This window comes from Campylobacter concisus, from assembly GCF_003048675.2.
In the GTDB taxonomy this organism is placed as follows: domain Bacteria; phylum Campylobacterota; class Campylobacteria; order Campylobacterales; family Campylobacteraceae; genus Campylobacter_A; species Campylobacter_A concisus_F.
In genome coordinates, this window is the sequence record NZ_CP060707.1 from 486,617 (window position 1) to 509,375 (window position 22,759).

The 22,759-nt window shown below is 40.1% G+C and carries 19 protein-coding genes; 16 read left to right on the plus strand and 3 right to left on the minus strand.

The genetic code is table 11. The annotated features are described in order from the left end of the window. Positions 1-12 precede the first annotated feature (12 nt). From CVT00_RS02520 to CVT00_RS02595, 16 genes are all read left to right on the plus strand, one after another. Positions 13-228, plus strand: a complete 216-nt coding sequence (locus CVT00_RS02520; protein ID WP_004317259.1) for a DNA-directed RNA polymerase subunit omega — start codon at positions 13-15, stop codon at positions 226-228. Continuing rightward, positions 215-2,404, plus strand: a complete 2,190-nt coding sequence (locus tag CVT00_RS02525) for a RelA/SpoT family protein (protein ID WP_103558612.1) — start codon at positions 215-217, stop codon at positions 2,402-2,404. Before CVT00_RS02520 ends, CVT00_RS02525 begins: the two co-directional genes overlap by 14 nt. A gap of 9 nt (positions 2,405-2,413) precedes the next feature. After that, positions 2,414-3,622, plus strand: coding sequence for a tyrosine--tRNA ligase (tyrS, locus tag CVT00_RS02530; RefSeq protein WP_021088624.1), 1,209 nt, complete (start codon positions 2,414-2,416; stop codon positions 3,620-3,622). After that, on the plus strand, positions 3,623-4,714 hold the full coding sequence (locus tag CVT00_RS02535; protein WP_004317256.1) for a nitronate monooxygenase: 1,092 nt from the start codon (positions 3,623-3,625) through the stop codon (positions 4,712-4,714). Next, positions 4,711-6,156, plus strand: a complete 1,446-nt coding sequence (locus tag CVT00_RS02540; protein WP_103558611.1) for an N-acetylmuramoyl-L-alanine amidase family protein — start codon at positions 4,711-4,713, stop codon at positions 6,154-6,156. The genes CVT00_RS02535 and CVT00_RS02540 overlap by 4 nt, the downstream gene beginning before the upstream one ends. Beyond that, the gene (mnmC, locus tag CVT00_RS02545) at positions 6,153-8,018 is read left to right on the plus strand and encodes a bifunctional tRNA (5-methylaminomethyl-2-thiouridine)(34)-methyltransferase MnmD/FAD-dependent 5-carboxymethylaminomethyl-2-thiouridine(34) oxidoreductase MnmC (protein WP_107915778.1); all 1,866 of its coding nucleotides are present in this window, start codon (positions 6,153-6,155) and stop codon (positions 8,016-8,018) included. The genes CVT00_RS02540 and mnmC overlap by 4 nt, the downstream gene beginning before the upstream one ends. A gap of 74 nt (positions 8,019-8,092) precedes the next feature. After that, positions 8,093-8,737, plus strand: a complete 645-nt coding sequence (locus CVT00_RS02550; RefSeq protein ID WP_107915776.1) for a cupin domain-containing protein — start codon at positions 8,093-8,095, stop codon at positions 8,735-8,737. 117 nt (positions 8,738-8,854) lie between these two features. Then, positions 8,855-10,015 (plus strand): multidrug effflux MFS transporter, encoded by a 1,161-nt coding sequence (locus tag CVT00_RS02555; RefSeq protein WP_103558608.1) that lies wholly within the window; start codon positions 8,855-8,857, stop codon positions 10,013-10,015. Continuing rightward, positions 10,008-10,646 (plus strand): uroporphyrinogen-III synthase, encoded by a 639-nt coding sequence (locus CVT00_RS02560; protein WP_107915774.1) that lies wholly within the window; start codon positions 10,008-10,010, stop codon positions 10,644-10,646. The genes CVT00_RS02555 and CVT00_RS02560 overlap by 8 nt, the downstream gene beginning before the upstream one ends. A 232-nt stretch (positions 10,647-10,878) precedes the next feature. Next, positions 10,879-12,123 carry a phosphoribosylamine--glycine ligase gene (gene purD / locus CVT00_RS02565; protein ID WP_103558606.1) on the plus strand — a complete coding sequence of 415 codons (1,245 nt, stop codon included), beginning with the start codon at positions 10,879-10,881 and terminating at the stop codon, positions 12,121-12,123. Beyond that, positions 12,105-12,569, plus strand: coding sequence for an RDD family protein (locus CVT00_RS02570; protein WP_230853789.1), 465 nt, complete (start codon positions 12,105-12,107; stop codon positions 12,567-12,569). Before purD ends, CVT00_RS02570 begins: the two co-directional genes overlap by 19 nt. Further along, positions 12,562-14,724: an LPS-assembly protein LptD gene (locus CVT00_RS02575; protein ID WP_103558604.1), complete on the plus strand. Its 2,163-nt coding sequence runs from the start codon at positions 12,562-12,564 to the stop codon at positions 14,722-14,724. Before CVT00_RS02570 ends, CVT00_RS02575 begins: the two co-directional genes overlap by 8 nt. 13 nt (positions 14,725-14,737) lie before the next feature. Next, positions 14,738-15,436, plus strand: a complete 699-nt coding sequence (locus CVT00_RS02580; RefSeq protein ID WP_002941705.1) for a sodium:proton antiporter — start codon at positions 14,738-14,740, stop codon at positions 15,434-15,436. Beyond that, positions 15,426-17,624, plus strand: coding sequence for a polyribonucleotide nucleotidyltransferase (locus tag CVT00_RS02585; protein ID WP_103558603.1), 2,199 nt, complete (start codon positions 15,426-15,428; stop codon positions 17,622-17,624). The genes CVT00_RS02580 and CVT00_RS02585 overlap by 11 nt, the downstream gene beginning before the upstream one ends. An 18-nt stretch (positions 17,625-17,642) precedes the next feature. Further along, the gene (locus CVT00_RS02590; RefSeq protein ID WP_103558602.1) at positions 17,643-18,494 is read left to right on the plus strand and encodes a universal stress protein; all 852 of its coding nucleotides are present in this window, start codon (positions 17,643-17,645) and stop codon (positions 18,492-18,494) included. A gap of 103 nt (positions 18,495-18,597) precedes the next feature. Next, on the plus strand, positions 18,598-19,866 hold the full coding sequence (locus tag CVT00_RS02595) for a WG repeat-containing protein (protein ID WP_103558601.1): 1,269 nt from the start codon (positions 18,598-18,600) through the stop codon (positions 19,864-19,866). Between the two features lie 7 nt (positions 19,867-19,873). On the opposite strand, the gene CVT00_RS02600 is transcribed toward CVT00_RS02595, so the two are convergent. Genes CVT00_RS02600 through CVT00_RS02610 form a run of 3 tightly spaced genes read right to left on the minus strand, consistent with a single transcriptional unit; the run spans position 19,874 to position 22,754 of the window. Continuing rightward, the gene (locus CVT00_RS02600) at positions 19,874-21,070 is read right to left on the minus strand and encodes an MFS transporter (RefSeq protein WP_103558600.1); all 1,197 of its coding nucleotides are present in this window, start codon (positions 21,068-21,070) and stop codon (positions 19,874-19,876) included. Between the two features lies 1 nt (position 21,071). Continuing rightward, positions 21,072-22,277 (minus strand): copper resistance protein NlpE, encoded by a 1,206-nt coding sequence (locus CVT00_RS02605; RefSeq protein WP_107915772.1) that lies wholly within the window; start codon positions 22,275-22,277, stop codon positions 21,072-21,074. Positions 22,278-22,325: 48 nt separating this feature from the next. Further along, positions 22,326-22,754, minus strand: a complete 429-nt coding sequence (locus CVT00_RS02610) for a copper resistance protein NlpE (RefSeq protein WP_103558598.1) — start codon at positions 22,752-22,754, stop codon at positions 22,326-22,328. Between the last annotated feature and the right edge of the window lie 5 nt (positions 22,755-22,759).

The window sequence follows — 22,759 nt, forward strand, 5'->3', positions numbered from 1 at the left end:
AAAAGGATAAAAATGAGAACAGAACAAATCACAGCAAGAGCGCTAAAACAAGTAGGAGATGACAGATATAAGCTTTCACTTATCGTTGCAAAGCGTGCAGAAGCGCTAGCAAATGGCGCCATAGCTTTAGTTGATGCTGATACTTCAAAGATGAAATTTGCTGACATCGCACTACTTGAAGTGGCTGAGGGCAAAATAGGCTTAGAGGCAATAGTTGAAGGAAAATAGTCTTTTTTTAGAGCAGTTAATAGAGCAAATTTTAGCTTGTAAAAACGTTTCAGAAGCGATAAAACTGCTCTTTTCTCTTTGTGAAAGAAGTGAAATTTTAGACAAAGCTATCGACAGCTGCGTCACATCTCACGCTGGACAATACCGCAAAAGTGGCGAACCATACGCCATCCATCCCATCTTAGTAGCCTCTATCGTAGCAAACATGGGCGGCGATGAGAGCATGGTCATAGCTGCACTCCTTCATGACGTGGTCGAAGATACCGACGTAACGTTAGGTGAGCTTCAGGCTGAATTTGGCGATGAGGTGGCAAAGCTAGTTGAAGGGCTTACAAAGATAGTTGCCATTAGAGAAAACAAGCTTGCAAGCTCAGATAGCAACGAAAAACTGGCAAGCTCGGCGCTAACTTTTAGAAAGATGCTCTTAATCTCCATAGAAGACGTGAGAGTCCTTGTCGTAAAGCTTTGCGACAGACTTCACAACATGCTAACCCTTGAGGCGCTAAGGCCTGAAAAGCAAAAACGCATAGCTGAAGAGACGCTTATGGTTTATGCTCCGATCGCTCATAGGTTGGGAATTTCATCGATCAAAAACATGCTTGAAGATCTAAGCTTTAAGTATGCGATGCCAGAAGAATACGCAAAGATCGATAGTTATCTAAACAAAAACAAGCAGCAGCTTAGCTTAAAACTAAATGCTTTTCACGAAAAGGTAAGTCAAATTTTACTTGAAAATGGCTTTATCGAGGGCACTTTTGAGATACAAAAACGCATAAAGCACTACTACTCGATCTATCTAAAGATGCAAAGAAAGGGCATTTCTATCGAAGAGGTGCTTGACTTGCTTGCCATTAGGATCATCGTGCAAAAGCCGCTTGATTGCTACCTAGCACTTGGAAATTTACATATAAATTTCAACCCTTTAATTTCTAGATTTAAAGACTATATCGCACTTCCAAAGCAAAATGGCTATCAAACGATACACACAACCATTTTTGATAACAAAAGCATCTTTGAGGCGCAAGTTCGCACTTATGATATGCATAAAACCGCTGAATACGGTGTTGCTGCGCACTGGAAATATAAAAATGGCGAGGGCAGCCTCTTAAATCCAAAGCTTGACTGGCTAAATGACATCAGCATGCAAAATAGCGAGAACGAGGGCAATGTCGAAGAGCTTTATGAATATGCAAAAGATAGCCTTTATATCGAAGATATCGCAGTTTATTCTCCAAAGGGAGAGGTCTTTACGTTGCCACGTGGTGCTACGGCGCTTGATTATGCTTATGAGATTCACTCAGAGATCGGACTTTACGCAAAAGAAGCTTATATAAACCGCGTTAGGATGCCGCTTCTAACAGAGCTAAAAAATGGCGACATCGTTAGGATAGTAACTGGCGAAGAGGCTAAATTTCGCTGTTCGTGGATAAATAGTGTGCGAACAGGCAAGGCAAAGGCGACGATAAGGTCATTTTGCAAGCAAAAGATAAGAGATATAAACTACAAAATGGCGATAGATATCTTAAAATCAGTATTTAACGTCTCAAAAGATAGAATTTTAGAGTGGATAGAGAGCGAAAATTTAGGCAAAAAGGTCTTTCGCGCGGCAACTGATAGCGAGTATCTGCAAGAAGTGGCAAATATGCTTAAAAAATACATCAGAAAAGAGCGTCCATTTATGATTTCTTTGGGCGACAAATACCAGATAAAAAAGCAAAAATTTGAAAACATAGTGATCTACTCAAATCACAAAATTTCAAATGTCGAGTTTGATTATTGTTGCAATCCAAAAAGAGGCGATAGCATAGTTGGCTTTAAAAATGGTCACACCGTGACAGTGCATCACAAGCTTTGCGAGCGCGCTGGCAAGCTCATGGATAAAGGCGATGAGATCATCTTTGTCAAATGGACGAGAAATGCCCCACATAGGTATAAAATTTTATTAAATTTAGAAAACAGAAAAGGTGCGTTGGCTGAATTTTTAACATATCTTGCTAGACTTGATATAAATTTAGCTACAATCTCGCTAAACGAAGCAAATGATCTTAGCGGAGATACGTTTGAAATAAGCGTCGAAATAGCAGAAAACATCGATGCAAACGAGATCAAAGAGAAGATCAAAGATAGATATAAGATTATTGATTTTGTTTCGCAAAGCGACCCATATCATAATTAGGAGAGAAAAATGGTTCAAGATATAGATGATATTTTACAAGAGATAAACCGCGGCGTTGCTGAGATGATCGATGCTGAGAGAGTTGAAAATTTAGTTAAAAATTATTATGAAAAAGGCGAAAATTTCTACGTAAAAGCAGGCTTTGACCCAACAGCTCCAGACCTTCACCTAGGTCACACAGTCGTTTTAAACAAGATGGCTTTGCTTCAAAAGCACGGTGCGATAGTGCAGTTTTTGATAGGCGATTTTACCGCTCAAATAGGCGATCCAACAGGCAAGTCAGCCACTAGAAAAAAGCTAGATCAAGAGACCGTTTTAAAAAATGCCAAAACCTATGAAGAGCAAGTTTTTAAAATTTTAGATCCTAAAAAAACTGTGATAATGTTTAACTCAAAATGGTCAAATGAGCTTGGCGCTGCTGGGATGATTGAGCTAACTAGCACATTTTCAGTAGCTAGAATGCTAGAGCGAGATGATTTTGAGAAGAGGATAAAAGCGGGCAATCCTATATCAATCTCAGAGTTTATGTATCCGCTTCTTCAAGGCTATGATAGCGTTGCTATGAAGTGTGACATCGAGATGGGCGGTACGGATCAGAAATTTAACCTTCTAATGGGCAGAACCTTGCAGCGAACATATAATATCGGCAAAGAGCAAGCTGTCATCATGATGCCACTTCTTGAGGGACTTGATGGCGTAAATAAGATGAGCAAGAGCCTTGGCAACTACATAGGCGTTACTGAAAATGCAAATGATATGTTTGCAAAAACGCTTAGCATAAGTGATGAGCTTATGTGGCGCTGGTATGAGCTACTAAGCACAAAAAATCTTGGCGAGATAGAAGAGCTGATGAATGATGTAAATAGTGGCAAATATCATCCAAAAAAGGCAAAAGAGGATCTTGCTTATGAGATAACAGCGAGGTATCACGGCGAGGAGGCGGCAAAGGCTGCTATGGCTGAATTTAACAGCGTGCACTCTCAAAATCAGCTCCCAACTGATATGAAAGAATTTAGCTTAAAGGCACCGATTTGGATAGTTGAAGCCTTATCTCAGTGTGGGCTAAGTGAGTCAAATTCTCAAGCAAGGCGAGATATAAAAGCAAACGCAGTTAGCATCAATCAAGAAAAAATTAGTGATGAGCAGTTAAAATTAGGAGCAGGCGAGTATATCTTGCAGGTTGGAAAGCGTAAATTTGCGAAGATAAAGGTTGAATAAATGGAGTTAAAGCCATTAAAAATAGGTAAATACGAGATAAAATACCCGATATTTCAAGGCGGTATGGGGCTTGGCATCAGCTGGGACAAACTAGCTGGCAATGTGAGCTTAGAAGGCGGTCTTGGCATAATTAGCTCAGTTGGCACAGGCTACTATGAAAACCGCAAATTTATAGATAAAGAGCTAAACGCAAAGCCTTTTGGAAGCGAAAATTTCTACTCTACAAGAGGCCTTCGAGCTGTCATAGAAAATGCACGTAAAATTTGTGGCGACTTGCCACTTGGCGTAAATATAATGTATGCTGCAAACGACTACGCAAGGGTGGTTAAGGATGCTTGCGAGGCTGGTATAAACATCATAGTCTCAGGTGCAGGTTTGCCTACAAATTTACCCGAATTTACACAAAATTTTAAAGAGATAGCACTTGTGCCGATCGTTTCAAGCGCAAAAGCACTAAAGATCATCTGTAAGCGTTGGCTTCAAAGATATGAGCGCTTGCCAGATGCTGTCGTGCTTGAAGGACCGCTAAGTGGCGGCCATCAGGGCTTTACATACGAGCAGTGCCTTGATCCTGAGTTTTCACTATTTAATCTCATCCCGCAGGTAAAAGCTGAGATCAAAGAGTGGGGCGACTTCCCTCTCATCGCAGCTGGTGGAATTTGGGATAAAAACGACATCGAAAAGGCGATATCGCTTGGAGCAAATGGCGTTCAGATGGGCACACGCTTCATCGGCACTCACGAGTGCGACGCTGATATTGGCTTTAAAGAGGTCTTGCTTGCAGCTGAAGAGAAAGACATCGAGCTTATAAAGAGCCCAGTTGGCTACCCAGCTCGCGGGATAAGAACAAATTTGATAAATTTAGTCGATAAAAGAATGGGTCCAAAGATCCAGTGCATAAGCAACTGCGTGAGCCCTTGCCAAAGAGGCAAAGAGGCAAAGCAAGTTGGGTATTGCATCGCAGATAGGCTATTTGACGCATATAGCGGCAAAAAAGAGAGTGGGCTATTTTTCACAGGGGCAAATGGCTACAAACTAAAAGAGCTAATAAGCGTAAAAGAGCTAATGCATAAGCTGGTACATGGTGAATGAAACGGGTTTTAATATCTCTTTTTCTAGCATTTAGTTTTCTTTTTGCGACGACAAATTCGGAGACTTTTGCCAATTTCGATAGAAATTTTATGACTCTAAACAGAAGCGCTAAGATCAAACTTCACAACGATATAAAAAATATCTATGTCGATGCGATCATTAAAAACGATAAAAACACGAAAAAACAAGCGCTATCAAGGCTAATAACAAGCTCAAAGGCGCTTGGCTTTGACTCAAGCGCATATATAAGAGATCTAAATTCGATAAATGGTGTAAAAGGTGCTAGCATGCCAGCAGCTTCGCCAGCTCTAACGCTACTAAGTGCTACAAAGGTAAATGACACCTTGGTGCTTAAATTTAACACAAAGCTAGATACCGCAAGGCTAAAAACATCATTTGCCAAACAGCAAAACGCCTACAAAAACATCATGGACATTGATGGCAGGCTAAATGGCAACCCACTAACTTATAAAAATTTCATCTCAGACTACATCCACATCTCGCAGTATGATAAAAACACCGTTAGGATCATTTTTTCTGACAAGGCGCAAAAGACGATAAAGGCAAATGCAACTGGGGACTTGCTAATAATCAGCGCTCAAAATTTCATCTCAAATGAAAACGTAAGAGCGCCACTTCATAAGCTTAAAAATAAAAATGAAAAGCCAGCACAAAGCGCAGTAGAGCCAAATTTAAAGTCTGAGCCAGCACAAAGTGAGCCAGTAGAAGAGCCTTTGCCTCCAGTTGCAGCGGGTAAATTTTCACGCAACAAAACGATCGTCATCGACCCAGGGCATGGCGGCACGGATCCTGGTGCGGTAAATGGCAGTTTAAAAGAAAAAACAGCCGTTTTAGGCGTAGCTAAAAAGCTTGGTGAGATACTAAAAGCTCGCGGTTACAAGGTCTATTTCACCAGATCAACTGACGTTTTTATAAATTTAAGATCAAGAACGAAATTTGCAAATGACAAGATGGCTGATCTTTTCGTCTCCATCCACGCAAACGCCGCTCCAAACGCTGCCAAAGCAAAGAGCATGCACGGCATCGAGACATTTTTCTTATCGCCTGCAAGAAGCGAGCGCAGCAAAAACGCAGCCGCGCTTGAAAATAAATCAGACATCGAAGAGATGAACTACTTTTCGCAGCAAACGTTTCTAAACGTGCTAAACCGCGAGAAGATCATCGCTTCAAACAAGCTTGGTATCGACATCCAAAAGGACATTTTAGCAAGCGCTAGAAAGGTCTATGCAGCCAGCGACGGTAGCGTGAGAGAGGCGCCATTTTGGGTACTCGTGGGCGCTCTTATGCCAGCGGTTCTTGTAGAAATCGGCTACATCACACATCCAGTCGAGGGCGAAAAACTATTTAACGAGGCCTATCAAAAAGCCCTTGCAAACGGCATCGCAAACGGCATAGATGGATATTTCGCAAAAAATAGATGAAAAATGCAAATTTAAGCTTTAAAGGACAAATTCCATTTAGCGAAGAGTTTGGCGATATCTACTTTAACACCGAAAGACCCTGGCTTGAGAGCGAATTTGTCTTTGCGAGCGCACTTGATGAAACTTGGCAGAGCAAAGATAGCTTTATAGTCGCCGAGACTGGCTTTGGTGCTGGGCTAAATTTCTTCACACTTTGTAAGAAATTTAAAAATAGCCCTAAAAAACTTCACTTCGTTAGCATCGAAAAAAGTCCTATCAAAAAAGAAGATCTTTTAAAAATTTATGAAAATTTAGGCATTTTTAAAGCCTATGCTAAAAAGCTAGTTTCACTCTACCCGCCGCTAATCTCAGGCATACACCGCATAAATTTCACCCCAAATATCACCCTTGATCTTTGCTACGGCGAGGCAGATCAAATTTTGCCTGAGCTTGAATTTAGCGCTGATATCTGGTTTTTAGACGGCTTTGCCCCAAGCAAAAATGGCTCGATCTGGAGCGAGGATGTCTTTAAACAGATCGCAAGGCTAAGCAGGGTTGGCACGATAGTTAGAACCTACTCGTGCGCAAAAATGGTAAAAGATGGGCTAAAAAATGCTGGCTTTTTACTGAGCCTAAAAGAGGGCTACGCTAGAAAACGCCAGATGAGTAGCGCCGTGCTAGAGAAAAAGGATGAAAATTTAAAGGACGCTTGGTTTGCGAGGTGCGAGCCTGTTGGCAGTGCAAATGGTAAAACCGCGCTTATCATAGGAGCTGGAGTGGCTGGGCTTGCAACAGCTGGTGAGCTAGCCAAAAATGGCTTTAAAGTGGTGATCGCCGAGGCAAAGGGTGAGGTCGCGACAAATGGCTCGGGCAACCACTGCGGTGCCTTGATGCCACTAGTGACCAAGCCTGGGGTAAATTTAGGCCGCATGCATATAAATGCGTTTTTGCAAGCAGTGAGATTTTACAAGGCAAATTTGCCAAAAAGCCTCATCAAATTTAATGGCTGCATCGACTATGCATTTGATGATGAGCTCATTAAAAGATACGCTTCATGGCAGGATCAAAGTGCGGAGGATGTTTTTAAATTTGATGAGAGTTTAAAGCCATATCCTGGGATATTTATAAAAGAGGCGGCATACGCTAGACCAAAAGAAATTTGTAAATTTCTATCAAGTAACTTTGAAATTTTATTTAACCACGAGTATGAGAGCAGGGCGTACCTGAAAAATGGCAAGATAAGTGTTAAATTTAAAAATAAAAAAAGCTTGGAGGCTGATATCTTGGTCTTTTGCACAGGTAGCAAGAGTAGCGAGATATTTAAAGGTTACGACATGCAAATAAGTAGCGTCAGAGGTCAAGTTACGCACCTAAAACCGGTGCTAAAAAATGAGCTGCCACTAAGCGCAAAAGGCTACATCTGCCCAGCCGTAAAAGGCGTGCAAGTCATCGGCGCAACCTACGCTAGAAATGAAATTTGCGACACGCCAAAAGACGAGGATAATGCTAAAAATTTAAGCGACGTGAGCGAGTTTTTTGACGCCACAAAAGCCACCATCATCGGCTCACGTGTGGGATATAGAAGTTACAGTGGAGATAGATTTCCGATAATCGGTGCCCTGCACGACGAGGAGTTTTACAAGCAAAACTACAAAGGGCTATTTTGGAGCAAAAATAAAGATAATAATCCAAAAGCAAGCTACGAAAAAAATCTCTTTGTAAATTTTGCTCACGGCTCACGTGGCCTTGGCACGGCGATACTTGGAGCAAATTTGATAATAGATCTTGTGCTTGCTCGCCCACTTTGCATAGAAAGATCGCTATTTTACGAGCTTCATCCTGCTAGGTTTTTGATAAGAAAGCTAAAAAAAGGACTAAAATAGTCAAATTCCTTAACATATGTTAAGAACTGTTATCAAAACTTGCATTATAATCCTTCACAAAAAAAGGTTAAAAAATGAGTCAAATTTATAATCTCGATAAAGACACAAAGATAGTTGAAAAAAGCGTCGTTAGCAAAAGGCTCTTTCAAAACAAAAACGCAAGCATTGATATATACGCATTTGACGAGGGCGAGGAGCTTGATCACGAGATGCTTTTTATAGATAGCCTTGCCTTCGTCATTGATGGCGAAGCACAGCTTGAGTATGGCGAAACGCAGATGAAGCTTGGGCGCGATGAGGCCTGCCTTATCGAGGCAAAAACCTGGCGAAAGCTCAAATTTACAAAGAAGACAAAATATTTACTAATAGATTTTAAGGAGAATGTTATGATAGATCATTTAGACAAAGCGAGTGTTTTTAGCCTCGCAGATACCGTTAGCTACGAGAGTGGCAAGATAGTTAGCAAGACGCTTGTCAAAAACGAAAATGGCTCGATGTCGCTACTTAGTTTTGACAAAGACCAAGAGCTCTCAACCCACGCTGCCCCTGGCGATGCGCTACTTATCGCGCTTGATGGCGAGCTTGATTTAAAGATAGCTGATGAAAGTTTTCATCTAGTAAAGGGCGATAGCATCGTGCTTCCAGGCAAGATCCCACACGGCCTAAAAGTGAAAGACAAATTCAAAATGCTTCTAATCGTCACAAAAGACAAAATGTAAAATAAGCCCTATTTTAGGGCTTTTCTCATATCAAAAACTACAAATTTAACTTTAAATTTACCTTTAATAATCAAAAAAGCAAAGCCATAATATAATCGTTTTTAAAAAAGAAGAGCGATGAGAAAAGAAAATTCCAAACTATTTTTACTGATATTTTTAGGCGTGCTCTCAGCCTTTGGACCATTTGTCACAGACCTTTATCTACCAGCACTCCCAGCTATAACTGAGTGGTTTAGTACAAGTATCTCTGCCACGCAGTTAACTATAACTACTTCGATGGCAGGCCTTGCGATCGGTCAGCTAATAATTGGCCCAATCAGCGATAAATTTGGGCGAAAAACACCACTTACCATCTCACTCATCATCTACACGATTAGCACGATTTTTATATTTTTTGCGCAAAATATCCAGTTTTTTATCTTTATGCGTATCATCCAAGGTCTTGCAAGTGCGGGCAGTCTGGTTATCTCAAGAGCCGTTGTGAGCGACCTTTACAAGGGTCACGAGATGACTAAATTTTTTAGTCTTATGATGGTTGTAAATGGTCTTGCTCCGATACTTTCGCCAATAGGTGGCAGCTTGCTACTTAAATTTACCGACTGGCGCGGCATCTTTATGGCACTAACTATCATTGGCATTGTGCTATTTGTCGCAAATTTTTACTTCAAAGAGAGTCTAAGCCAGCGAGACCGCCTAAAAGTGCCTTTGCTTCAGACTTACGGCGTCTTTGGCAAAATTTTAAGAAAAAAGAAATTTATGCTCTTTATCGCGATACAGACATTTACTATGGGCGCGATGTTTGCCTATATCGCGGCATCTTCTTTTATATTTCAGGATTTTTACTCGCTAAGTCCATTAAGCTACGGTTTTTGCTTTGGGGCAAATGGTCTAGCCATCGTCATAGGTGCTAGGCTTGCAAGCTTGCTAAATGAACGAAAAGCGCTAAAAACTGGGCTTTTTGGCACCTTGTTTGCTAGCATTTTTGTTGCACTCATGCTTTGCTTTAAATTTGAAGTGATCGGCGTTATCATCGCATTTTTCTTACTTTTGCTCTTTACTGGCTTTATCTTACCAACAGCCTCATCACTTGCGATGAACGAGGGCAGGGAGTACGCTGGCTCGGCCTCAGCAGTGCTTGGATTTTGCCCATTTTTCTTAGGCGGCGTCATCTCTCCATTAGTTGGGCTTGGTGACATTTTTTACTCGACATCAATAGCCATTTTAACTTGCAGCGTGCTTGCTTTTATCTCATTTTTAGGACTAAAAAGAGTTGCGTAAAATTTATCTTGTATCAAACACAAAAACGACTGATGAGAGCGTTATAAATTTAAGCGTTAGTAAGATCGAGTTTTTGAAATTTGAGATAAATTTAAGCGAATATGACGCGCTTGTAGCAACCTCAAAAAACGCTTTTAAAGCTTTAAAATTTAATGGCATTTCGCCTATAAATTTGCCAGTTTTTGCTATCGCAAATAGTTGCGCAGCGGCTGCAAAAGGGCTTGGATTTACCCAAATTTACACTGGGCAAAATGCTCATGGAGATGACTTTGCAAGAGAAATTTTGCCACTTTTAAAAGGCAAAAAGGTGCTTTATCTAAAGGGCAAAGATAGCGCTTCAAATTTCTTAGAAATTTTGCAAGATGGCGGCGTAAATATAAAAGCGATCATCGCTTATGAAAATGTCTTAAATCCTTGCAAAATGGAGCTAAAACCACCAAAAAATAGCATTTTGATATTTGCATCTCCGATAAATGTGAGAAATTTTCTTAGTAATTTTGGTTGGGACGAGAGCTATCAGACGATAAGCATCGGAAAGGTCACCGCAAAAGAGCTAAAATTTACCACGCCAATAGTGAGCCAAAACCAAGATATAAACGCTTGTATCGCACTTGCCAAAACGTTACTTTAAGCAAAAAATTTATATAATTTCTAAGCCTGAGTGAAGCGAGTCAGCATTTTACGGGGTCCAACACTTTTTTGTTAGCGAAAAGGTATGGGTGTCTTGTGATGTGGCTTCGTTTGAGCCTTAACCAGCGAGAAGTTGCAACCTTTTGGCATTCATCTATTTGCAAGATTGGCTTTGTTTATGGGCCACTCTTCTATGCGACGCCCACTCGGGTTTTTAAATTTACGGAGATAATATGAACATTCTCATAATAGGAAGTGGCGGCCGCGAATACGCCATTGCTCTAAAACTAAAAAGCGAAAAAAATATAAATTTATATTTTGCGCCCGGAAATGGTGCGACCTCACGCCTTGGTGAGAATTTAAACATAAAAGACTTTCATGAACTAGCTGAATTTGCTAAAAAAAATAGTATCGAGCTAACTATCGTGGGACCTGAAGCGCCACTTAGCGAAGGCGTAGTGGATATATTTAAAAAAGAGGGTTTGCTCATCTTTGGACCAAGCAAAGCAGCAGCCAGACTTGAAGCTAGCAAGGCCTATATGAAGGACTTTTTAGCTAGAAATAATATAAAAACTGCAAAATATTTAAACACAGATGATAAAGAAAAAGCATTTAAATTTATTGATACCCTAAGCGCTCCGATGGTCGTAAAGGCTGACGGACTTTGCGCTGGAAAAGGCGTGATCATCGCAAATTCCAAAGAAGAAGCCAAAGAAGCAGTTAGCGACATGCTAAGTGGGGCTAGCTTTGGTGATGCTGGTAAATTTGTGGTGGTTGAAGAGTTTTTGGACGGCTTTGAGCTTAGCTTTTTTGCTATTTGTGACGGCGAAAATTTTGTAAGCTTACCAGTGGCGCAAGACCACAAACGCTTGCTTGACAACGACGAGGGTCCAAATACTGGCGGCATGGGCGCTTATGCTCCAAGTCCGCTTGCTTCAAAAGAGCTAGTAAAAAGGGTCGAAGAAGAGGTTGTAAAACCTACGTTAAAAGGGATGAAAAACGAGGGCAGTCCGTTTTGTGGAGTGCTTTTTGTGGGGCTGATGATCGTGAAAAATGAGCCTTATGTGCTTGAGTTTAACGTGAGATTTGGCGATCCTGAGTGCGAGGTCTTGATGCCATTAATAGACGGAAATTTGAGTGAAATTTTACTAAATGCTGCAAAGGGTGAGCTAAAGCCTATCAGTTTAAAAGATGAATTTGCTGTTGGTGTCGTGATGTCTAGCAAAAATTATCCTTATAAAAGTAGCCCAAAGGCTAAAATTTCAGTTTTAAATGATGTAAAAGATGCCCATATAGCTTACGCAGGTGTTAGCAAAGAGGGTGATGAAATTTACGCAGATGGCGGCAGAGTGCTAGTCTGCGTGGCGACCGCAAAGAGCATAAAAGAGGCACGTGATAAGGCCTATGAGCTTTGCGAAAATGTCAAATTTGACGGAGCACACTTTAGAAAAGATATCGCGTGGCAGGCTCTAAAATGAGTATGCAGATAGAAGAGAAGCTTCAAAACGAAGAAATTTCACTTGCTCCTTTTGCTAAGAGGATCATGGCGTTTTCTATCGATGAGACCATAACTGCATTTCTTTTTATGATCATCTATTGGGAGCCTCTTTCTACTAGCACTAACTATGATGACGCTAGAAATTTAGTATTAAATTTATTTTGGCAAGTGGTAGCTTTAAAAGTCATCTATCACACATTTTTTGTTTGGTATTATGGCGCTAGTTTAGGGCAGATGATAACAAAGACGATGTGTATAAATGTAGAAATTTTAGATAAGCCAAATTTAACTCAAAGTCTTGTTAGGGCGATCTTTAGGATAGTTAGTGAAGCTTGTTTTTATCTTGGCTTTGCGTGGGCGCTTTCAAACCCTGCAAGGCAGACGTGGCAAGACAAAATAGCAAAAACAGTGGTGATAAATGCGTAAAATTTTATTTTTAATTCCGATTTGTGTTTTTAGTTTAAGTGCAGCAGTGCAAGATGTTCAGCTATTAGCTGATGACGTGAAGCAAGATAAGGGCATCGTAACGGCAAACAAAAACGTCGTTGTATATTCGCAAGAGTATCTTGTGACGGCTGATTGTGCTGTTTATGATCAAAATAGCTCTGTCATCGAGCTCTTTGGCAATGTCAATATGATGAAAGGTAAAGACGAGGTCTCTCGCTCAAACTATGCCAAGCTAAATTTAAAAAACAACAACGCTGCCTTTGAGTCGCTCTTTATGATGAACAAAGACATGGAAGTGTGGATGAGAAGCGACGAGAGTAGCTCTGATAGCGAGTACTACAGAGTAAGAAAGGCTATGGTTTCAAGCTGTAATGTCCAAGATCCTGACTGGAGCATCACTTCAAGCTCAGCCATGCTAAATAAAGAGAGTAAATTTTTGCACCTTTTTAACCCAGTCTTTCGCATAGCAAATGTGCCAGTCTTTTACTTGCCATACTTTGGCTTCTCAACTGATACCACAAGAAGGACAGGTCTTTTGCCACCAGAGCTTGGATACGGCAAGTCAGAGGGTTTTTACTATAAGCAGCCAGTATATTTTGCGCCTTATAATGAGTGGGATCTAGAGTTTGATCCGCAGATAAGAACAAACAGAGGCGCTGGAATTTACGGTGCTTTTAGATTTACTGATTCGCCTGATTCAAGAGGTGAGATCAGCTTTGGTTCATTTACTGATAAAAACAGCTACCGAGCAAAGCAAAAAGGCGAGACTTCAAACAGAGCTGAGCTAAAAAACAAAACTCACAAAGGTGTCGGGCTAAAATATGAAAGAGATAAACTCATAAAATACCTTAGCGAGGCTGATCTGCAAGAGGGTATGTGGATAGATGCAACCAAGCTAAATGACATAGACTATCTAAATTTAAAGGGCAGGGACGATGACTATGACTCACTTGTCACCTCTAAATTTAACTACTTTATCGCAAATGATGATCACTACTTTGGCGCCTATGCAAAATACTACATAGATACCGAAAAGATCGGCTCAAAGAACGAAAACAAAGATACGCTTCAAGAGCTTCCATCGCTTCAGTATCATAAATTTACAGATGACATAGTCTTGCCAAATATCTTATATTCAATCGACCTTCAATCACACAGATATGATAGAAAGATAGGAGTTAGAGCAACTCAGTATGAATTTACACTCCCAGCTTCAGTGCATGTGCCACTGTTTGATGATAGTCTAACATTTTCATTTTACGAGTACCTTTACGCTTCAAGGATAAACTACGAAAACAAGATAAATTCATTTGATGACAAAAGAGAAGATAAACACGCAAATTTTGTAAATAACTACCATAAATTTGCCCTTCACACAGACCTTGCAAAGGCGTATGAGAGCTTTTATCACACTTTAAATTTTGGTGCTGAGTATTTGCTACCAGGCTATAGAAAAGGAAATTTAGACGACGAGTTTATCTATGACAAAGATCTAAATGAGTATGAAAATTTCTTAGCTCAAGATCAAAGTAAAGAAGAGGTTTCTGGCTATTTGACGCAGTATTTCTTTAACGGCAGTGGCAGAAAAGTCGTCAAACACAGCATCTCACAAGGTTACTACACAAAAGATGATGAGTATTCAAATTTAAAAAATGCCATCTACCTATATCCGTTTGAGAATTTTAGCGTTTATAACAAGCTTGAGTACTCACACAAAGACAGAGAGCTTAAAAAGGTGCAAAACGGACTTTACTATACGCACGATCTATTTTGGATAAATATGCTCCATACGATGAAAAAGAGCGACAGCCTTGCCAAAAATAGTGCAACAAAAGATAGCTACTTTACAAGTAGTGCTGGCGTGAAACTCCCGCATCAATATAGCTTAATTGGCGACTGGCAATACGACCTTGAGAGGAGCTACACAAAGAGCTGGAGAGTTGGCGTGCTTCATCAAAGGAAGTGCTGGAACTACGGGCTAATTTATCAACACGATGTCGAGCCGACAACAACGACAAATGGCTCAGCCTCAACTAAGAAAAGCGGCATCTACTTTACTATAAATTTCTATCCGATGGGCGGCTTGCACTATGACTTTTCACAAAGCAGCACCGCTTCATCAAGTAGCAAATAAGATGGCTAGATAAATGGCAAGCGTTAAATTTAAAGATCAACTAGATGCAGCTAACAAGCTCATCGAGATCTTGCCAAAAAAAGAGCTAAATGACGCTAAGACGATAGTTCTTTGCATGTCGCTTGAGTCAGTTATCCTGACTGATGTGGTTTGCAGGGGGTTAAATTTAAGCTATGAGATGCTCTTTAGCGAGCCAATCCCTGCGCCAAACAACAGCGAATGCGACGTAGCGATAGTTAGTGAAACTGAGGATATCGTGCTAAACGATCCTCTTATAAAAGCTTTTAATATAAGCTATGACTACATCTACGGCGAGGCGCATAGAAAATATGAAGAGAAAATTTTAAAAAATGTCTATAAATACAGAAAAGGAAATTTGATAGGAGAGCTAAAGGGCAAGAATATTTTACTAATCGATGAAGGGTGTGAGACTGGCATGACGGCACTCATCTGTATAAAGACGCTGCTTGATGTGAAGGTAAAATCCATCTCATACGCAACGCCGATGATAGCCACTGATGTCTTTGCAAATTTAAATGATATGGTCGATGAAATTTACACGATAAACAAGATCGTTGATTTTATCGATGTGGATTCGTATTACGAGAAAAAGATCGAGGCTACGAGCGAACGCATCATGTCGATATTAGAAGAGAGCCCTCACTATTTACCGTTACAAAAACAACAAGGAGATAAAAATAATGCAATATAGTATAGAAGTCAATAATCAGGTCGAAATTTTTGACCTTAATAAAGTAGCTAAACAAGCTAGCGGGGCAGTGCTTTTAAGGGTGAAAAACACCGTAGTTTTAGCAACTGTGGCAAGAGAAGATGTGCAAGTTGAAGAGGATTTTTTGCCTCTAACGGTGCAATACATCGAAAAAGCCTACGCTGCTGGTAAAATCCCAGGCGGTTACGTCAAGCGTGAGACCAAGCCAGGCGACTTTGAGACGCTAACAGCTCGCATCATAGATAGATCGCTTCGCCCACTTTTCCCAAAAGGCTACGCATACCCAACGCAGATCGTTGTCATGGTGCTTTCGGCTGATCCTGAGGTTGATTTGCAAGTTGTGAGCCTAAATGCGGCTTCAGTTGCACTTTACCTTAGCGACATCCCTGTAAATCGCCCAGTTTGTGGTGTAAGAGTTGGATATATAGATGATAAATTTGTTATAAACCCAAGCAACTCTGAGCTAAAACAAAGTGCGATCGATCTTTATGTAGCTGGCACAAAAGATGAGCTTTTGATGATAGAGATGAGGAGCTTGCCTCAGCAAACTACGCAGCTCATACCGATGGTAGCGATCGAGCCGATGATAGATCCAAGCCTAAGCGATAGTATGGCGCAAAAGCAAGTGATGAATGAATTTAGCGAAGATAAGATGGTTGAGGCGATAGACTTTGCTGGCAAGGCTATATTAAGAGCTAGCAACGCTTATGAAGAGGCGTTTAAAGAGCATAAAAAAGAGGACGCCCCGCTTGAGCTAAAACCAGAGATAGAAAACGAAAATATCGCTATTTACATCGATAAATTTTATAAAGCAGAGGTTAAAAATGCGATCAACCAAATGGCAAAGAGTGAGCGTGCTAGCGAGCTTGGCAAGATCGCTAAGCAAATTTCAAGCGATGAGGTAGCTCAAAAAGAGGGCTGGGACGAGGCTGTTATCTCAAATGTCCTTGGTAAATATAAAAAGAAAATAGTAAGAGAGCAGATCATAAATGAAGGCGTTAGAGCCGACGGACGCGGGCTTGAAGAGGTTAGACCTATTAGCATCGAGACAAACGTGCTTCCAAACGCTCACGGCTCTTGTTTGTTTACCAGAGGTCAAACTCAAGCGCTAGTTGTTGCCACGCTTGGCACTGACAGCGACGCTCAGATGTATGATATGCTCACTGAAAAGACAGCTTTGGTTGAGAAATTTATGTTTAACTACAACTTCCCAGGCTTTAGCGTAGGTGAAGCAAGCCCACTTAAAGCTCCAGGCAGGCGTGAGCTTGGACATGGAAATTTAGCCAAACGTGCCCTTGCACCAAGCATCGATCTAGCTTCTCCATATACGATAAGGGTCGTTTCAGAAATTTTAGAGAGCAACGGCTCAAGCTCTATGGCTAGCGTTTGCGGTGGTTCGCTCGCACTTAGAGCAGCTGGGGTCAATACCCAAAAACTAGTCGCTGGTGTTGCGATGGGTCTTATATTTGAAGGCGATAAACACGCAGTTTTAACTGATATCATGGGACTTGAAGACCACGACGGCGATATGGACTTTAAAGTTGCTGGCACAAGTGATGGCATCACAGCGCTTCAGATGGATATCAAGCTTGGAGGCATCAGCCTAGAGGTGCTAAAAGAGGCACTTTATCAAGCAAAACGCGGCAGAGAGCATATCCTTGCTCTAATGACACAGGCTGATAAAAATATAGAGATAAACGAAGATGTGCTTCCAAAACTTGAGCTATTTAGCGTTGATCCAAGCAAGATCGTAGATATCATCGGTCAAGCTGGCAAGACTATAAAAGAGATCATTGAGAAATTTGAAGTTTCAATCGACCTTGATAGAGAAAAAGGCGAAGTTAAAATCGCAGGCGGCGCTAAGAAAAACGTCGATGCGGCAAAAGACTACATCATCTCGATCACTTCAAAAGAGAACTCTCGCTCATTTGGCAAAAAGCCATTTAAACACGACAAAGACCGCGTAAAACCGACATTTAATATCGGAGATGAATTTGTTGGAAGCGTAAAAAGCGTAGTTGATTTTGGAGTATTTATCGAGCTAAAAAACGGTGTTGATGGTCTGCTTCACATCTCAAAGATAAAGAGCCCATTAAACGTAGGCGATCAGGTAAAAGTGTGTGTGAGCGAGCAAAAAGGAAACAAAATTTCGCTCTCTTTGGTTGAATAAATTTTTAAAGGATAGATGATGAAATACAAAAAGTTGCTTTTTCCAATAGGAGCAGGGGACGATATCGAGCCAAGAATTTACGGTGCTTTAAAGGTTGCACAATGGTTTAAAGCTCACATGGAGATCCTCACTTGCCAACTAGATCCAAGCGTGGTTTATAATATGAAAATGACGCTTCGTGGTGGAGTGCTTTTTGAGGAATTCTTAAAATCAGCCAAGTCAGAGCTTGCGGTTGAACACGAAGAGAACGAAAAGCTTTTTAATAAAATTTGCGCAGAGCTTGGCATAAAAGTGAGCGACGAGGTCATCGAAGATGTCTGCACTGCAAATTTCACGATCCATAATGGAAAAAGAAGTGCCATAGTTGAGCAAGAGAGTAAATTTTGCGATCTAGTCGTAGCTGCAGTGCCACTTGATGGCAAGATCACTGGCACATTTGAGTCAGCTGTTTTAAAAAGCGGCAAAAATGCGATCGTTATCCCTAGAAAGATGCGTGAATTTAGGGCTGATAACATCCTTGTAAGCTGGACAGGCACTACTCAAAGCTCAAGAGCCCTAACTGGCGCGATCGATCTCTTAAAGAGCGCTAAAAAAGTTCAGTGCATCACTTCAAAAGCAAGCCTTGGTGATAATGCCGAGCTAAATCTTAAAAAACTTGAAGAGTACTTTAAGATTCATAATATCAGTGCTAGTTTTGAAGTTATAGCAACTACAACGATACCTGGCGAGGCACTTTTAAAAGCTGCAAATGATAGAAACGCAGACCTTATCGTAGCTAGCAGATACGGCGAAAACGGACTAATGGAGATGGTCCTTGGCGGAACATCAAGATTTTTCTTAGAACATACAAATATCCCAGTTTATCTATAAAATTGCAAGGGCTTATGCTCTTGCACTCTCTTTTTAAAATATTAAATTTAGTATCTTTTTAAAAAAATATAAATAAAATAGTCACAAAAAAAGGTGGTGAAGGATGAAGCAGACTTTTGAGATAGTTGGCGAATTTAAAGAAGGCTTAGCTAGGATCAAGAAATTTGGCAACTATGGTTTTATAAATGAAGCAGGAGAACAGGTCATTGCGTGCAATTTTAGTGATGTAAGCGACTTTTGTGAAGGGCTGGCCAGGGTTAAAAAATTTGGCAAATTTGGCTTTATAGATAAGAATGGTGTTCAGGTAATTGAATGTAAATTTGATGATGCAAACGATTTTTGCAATGGCTATGCAAAGGTTAAAGTAAATGGCAAATGGCTTGAGATAGATAGTAGCGGAAAAGATCCTAATGTCAGTGAGAGTAGCGAAGAAATTCAAACAGAGATTGGCAATGTTGATGTTATCAAGCTTAAAAAAGATGAATCTGAAAATAAAGCGGAAATTTCAAAAGACGATGTAGTTATTAGTGATAATAACAAAGTAGAAAAGTCAATAAAAATTGATGATATTAAAAGCTCAACTATGGTTAAAAATATGGTTGAGATAGATGGAAAATGGCATGAGGTAGGTGCAACTAACAGCGAAGGTAAAATAGAAATTTCAAAAGATGGAAATTTTGTAATAGTTGATGAAAATAACAATAAAGTAGAACTCCCAATAAATTTTGCAAGACCTGACGCTCTTAAAGATATGCTATCTAATGGTGAGGTTCAAGAGTGGACCAAGGTTAGTGTCAATGGAAAGAGTGAGTTTTTTGATAAAGACAACAATAAGATCATTCCATCAAAAGATGGCACATTTGTGATCCGTGATGGAGATAGTAAAATAGAAATTTCAAAGGATGGCAACGCTGTAATCATTGATGGCAATAACAAAGTAGAAATTCCTCTAAATCCAAGCGATATGAAAGTCTCTAAAGAGAGCTCAACTGTCGTTAAAAATATGATTAATATAAATGGCAAATGGCAAGAAATAGATGGCGAGGAAAAATTTGGTCAAAATGATATCAAAGTAGTACCTTTAAAAGATGAAGATACTATGATAAAAGATGACAAAAGTAAAAAATCAGAAATTTCAAAAAATGGCAATACTGTTACAGCCAATGAAGCCAATAAAAAAGAAAATTTATCACAAGCTAGTAGTAGTGGGAGTTTAAAAAAAGGTTCTGTTAAACACAATGTTAGAGATTGGTTTGAGGAAAAGGAGAAAAAGAGTGAGGGTAAGAAGGAAGAGTCTTCTGAACATGAGCTTTTGTCTTCAGTAGTTATCTTTATAGTTATAATTTTATTAGTTAGTTTCTTTAAAAGATAGATCAATTTTACCTTATCTCATACCTTTTTGAAACTACGTGGTAGTAAAAGGCTCCAACGAAAAAGAGGCTTCCCATAAAGGCTGCGATCATCTCCACGCTTAGTCCAAGCTCGTATAAAAAGCCGATCGCAAATGAGATAAGTGCGCTAAATCCAAGAAAAATCATATCATTATACGCGATCACTCTGCCGTAAAACTCTTTTTGGCAGTTTTGCTGAAGTAGTGTGTAGGTGTAACTCCAAAGGCTTGACGTGCAAAATCCTGCAAAGATGATGCCAATGAGTGAGAGATAAAAATTTCGCAAAGAGAGCGCCCAGATGATGATGCCAAGCCCTTGACCGATGTAGATGTAGATGAGCGTTTTTTTGTTCATAAATTTACTAAGCAAGGCCGGTGCAAACATAAGCGAGATCGACCTTGAGGCGTTTAGCAGGCCAATAACTAGTGAAGTTGAGAGTAAATTTGCGTATCTATAGTCAGCCAAAAGTGCGATAAACGCGTCATAAGCTGTGATACCAACAAAGGCATGCAAAAATATAAGATGCACGATGAGTCTATTTTCTTTTAGGTATTTAAGCCCATTTTTGAGCATTTTTAGAGGTTTTTCTATAAATTCTGGCTTTAGCTCGTCTAGTTTTAAAAGATATAAAAAGCCAAAACTGCAAAGATAAAGAGCTCCATCAAGCAAAAAGGCGCTTTTGATGCCAAAAAAGTGTATATAAACGCCTGCAAGCCCCATGCCAGCGGTGTATGAGACCGCCCAGATGATCGAGTGGATCTCGTTTGCGAGCTTTAGGCTCTTTTTGCTTAAAATTTTTGGTAGCACGCTCATCTCTACTTGAAAATACATCCCGCCAACGCCGTTTCTAACGAAAATGATAAGCAAAAGTAGCCATAAAAAATCAAGTGAGTTTATAAAAAGCAGCATAAAAACGCTTATGGTCTCAACCGCCATCATGATCACAAGCATAGGTTTTGGGCTAAATTTATCCACCAAAATGCCACTAAATGGAGCGATGACAACACCTGGGATAAATGCCATCGCCGCACTTAGCGTGAGTGCCCATACAGGAGCGTCAAGCGAGATAAGTAGCGTAAAGATGCCAGTGTGCGAGAACCACACACCAAAGTAGCACATGAGCTGGATGGTGCTTAAAAGGCGGAAATTTCTCTCGTCCTTTAAAAGCTTAAGATACTCTTTCAAGCTACTGGTTCCACATCAGAGTTATCTGCTCTATTTGCGCCTCGTCTGATATCTGGCTTAAGCTTGTTATATCTTGTGCGAGCGGATTTTTAAGCTTTATGAGCATGTCGTGGCTGTCTATTTTTAGATAGATATTGTTTGCGTCGCTTTGAAATTTAGAGATGACAAGTGCGTTTTTTATATCTTTGAAATTTGATTTTAGGCTAATATTTTCAGGAGTTTTAAACTCATTTGAGTAAATTTCGATGCTTGTGATGATGCCATTTAGCAATGTGTATTCAAAAATTCTCTCGTTTTTATTTGTGACGATGTAGCTATTTTCTTTTTTAGTATTGTCTCTTTTTATGTTTTTTGCGCCATAAAATTTCATCACATCAGCATTTGCTGACTCGTTTGTAAGTTTCGCAAAAAAGCCCTTGCCAAAGAGGCTAGATCTGCCTTTTTCTCTTTTGTAGTGTCCGCTTATGTGAGCATTTTTGCAAATTTTATCGTTTGCGATTACGAAGATGTCGTTAGCGGTTTTATGCACGCTTAAAGCCACGCCTTTTTCATCCAAAAGGTAAAAAATGCCCTTGTCGTAAAGCAGCTCTGAGTTAAATTTACAAAGTGGCGAGCCATCTTTTAGCGATGAGTAAAAGCTTATCTTTGCGCCGTTTTTGCTAGGCACAAGCACAAGCTCTAAAAAGCCATTTTTGTCTTTAAATTTAGAAAATCTAGCAAAAAAACTATCTTTATAAGCCTTATTTACTGGCTCGTAGTTATAAATTTGAGCTAGCACGCCAACTCGCTTATTTTTCTTATCATCAAGCTGAAGAAGTGAGTTTTTGTTTGGCACAAAGTAGCTTAGTGCGCCACTTTCATCTTTTAGCACGATAGCGCTCTCATCGACATCGAAAGTGCCGCCTTTTTCTACCAAGGTAGCAGCCTTATCCATCGTAAGCATAGTTTTTGTGTAGGTTTTGTCTTTATTTAGAGTTAAGATAGTCTTTACGCCCTCGCAGTTTGAGCATGGCAAGGTCGTGTAGTAGCTCGTGTAGATAGAGTTTGAAAGTATTAGTTTTTCTGGTTTTTTGGGTTTTTCGTCTCTAAGAAGTGGTTTTTCTTCTTTTGATTTTTGTGTTTGCTCTTGGTTTTGTGGCTTTAAATTTTCATTTTTCGCGCAGCCGATGATGAAAAATGAGATAAGTATGGCAAAAAGATATTTCATTTGCAACTCCTTAAAAATTGCAAAATTATATCATTTTGCCTTTAAAATTTATTTTACGCGTTTAAAGATGTATTTATCTTTTAGCTCGCCAGTGACCTCTTTTTGATCCATGTCAAGCATCTTTAGGTTCTCGCCATCGATCTTATAAAAGCTCTTTTCTTTATACTCATCAACGGTTGTGATAACGCCATTTTTGACCGAGTATTTGCCCTTGCTAACGGCTTTGTAGTTATCTTTTGACTTGTAGTTCATCACACTTTCAAATGTGCCGTCTTTTTTTAGTGTAAGGGTTGAGTCTATGCCCATGCAGCTAGCACAAGGTAAAAATGCCTTGTAAGTGCCTTCGATGCTGCTTACTGGAGCCATGCAGCTACCTTTTACTTCACATTTGCCTTGTGGAACGCTCGCGCTTTGGTTTGACGTAGCGCAACCTGCTAATAGTAGAGCCGCACTTAGTGCAAAGATAAAATTTTTCATGCTGA

Excerpts from the sequence above, each read along its gene's own strand:
- CVT00_RS02585 (WP_103558603.1), top strand. The coding sequence starts at position 15,426 with ATGCAATATAGTATAGAAGTCAATAATCAGGTCGAAATTTTTGACCTT.
- mnmC (WP_107915778.1), top strand. The coding sequence starts at position 6,153 with ATGAAAAATGCAAATTTAAGCTTTAAAGGACAAATTCCATTTAGCGAA.
- CVT00_RS02580 (WP_002941705.1), top strand. The coding sequence starts at position 14,738 with ATGGCAAGCGTTAAATTTAAAGATCAACTAGATGCAGCTAACAAGCTC.
- purD (WP_103558606.1), top strand. The coding sequence starts at position 10,879 with ATGAACATTCTCATAATAGGAAGTGGCGGCCGCGAATACGCCATTGCT.
- CVT00_RS02610 (WP_103558598.1), bottom strand. The coding sequence starts at position 22,754 with ATGAAAAATTTTATCTTTGCACTAAGTGCGGCTCTACTATTAGCAGGT.
- CVT00_RS02550 (WP_107915776.1), top strand. The coding sequence starts at position 8,093 with ATGAGTCAAATTTATAATCTCGATAAAGACACAAAGATAGTTGAAAAA.
- tyrS (WP_021088624.1), top strand. The coding sequence starts at position 2,414 with ATGGTTCAAGATATAGATGATATTTTACAAGAGATAAACCGCGGCGTT.
- CVT00_RS02540 (WP_103558611.1), top strand. The coding sequence starts at position 4,711 with ATGAAACGGGTTTTAATATCTCTTTTTCTAGCATTTAGTTTTCTTTTT.
- CVT00_RS02575 (WP_103558604.1), top strand. The coding sequence starts at position 12,562 with ATGCGTAAAATTTTATTTTTAATTCCGATTTGTGTTTTTAGTTTAAGT.
- CVT00_RS02520 (WP_004317259.1), top strand. The coding sequence starts at position 13 with ATGAGAACAGAACAAATCACAGCAAGAGCGCTAAAACAAGTAGGAGAT.
- CVT00_RS02590 (WP_103558602.1), top strand. The coding sequence starts at position 17,643 with ATGAAATACAAAAAGTTGCTTTTTCCAATAGGAGCAGGGGACGATATC.
- CVT00_RS02605 (WP_107915772.1), bottom strand. The coding sequence starts at position 22,277 with ATGAAATATCTTTTTGCCATACTTATCTCATTTTTCATCATCGGCTGC.
- CVT00_RS02535 (WP_004317256.1), top strand. The coding sequence starts at position 3,623 with ATGGAGTTAAAGCCATTAAAAATAGGTAAATACGAGATAAAATACCCG.
- CVT00_RS02555 (WP_103558608.1), top strand. The coding sequence starts at position 8,855 with ATGAGAAAAGAAAATTCCAAACTATTTTTACTGATATTTTTAGGCGTG.
- CVT00_RS02595 (WP_103558601.1), top strand. The coding sequence starts at position 18,598 with ATGAAGCAGACTTTTGAGATAGTTGGCGAATTTAAAGAAGGCTTAGCT.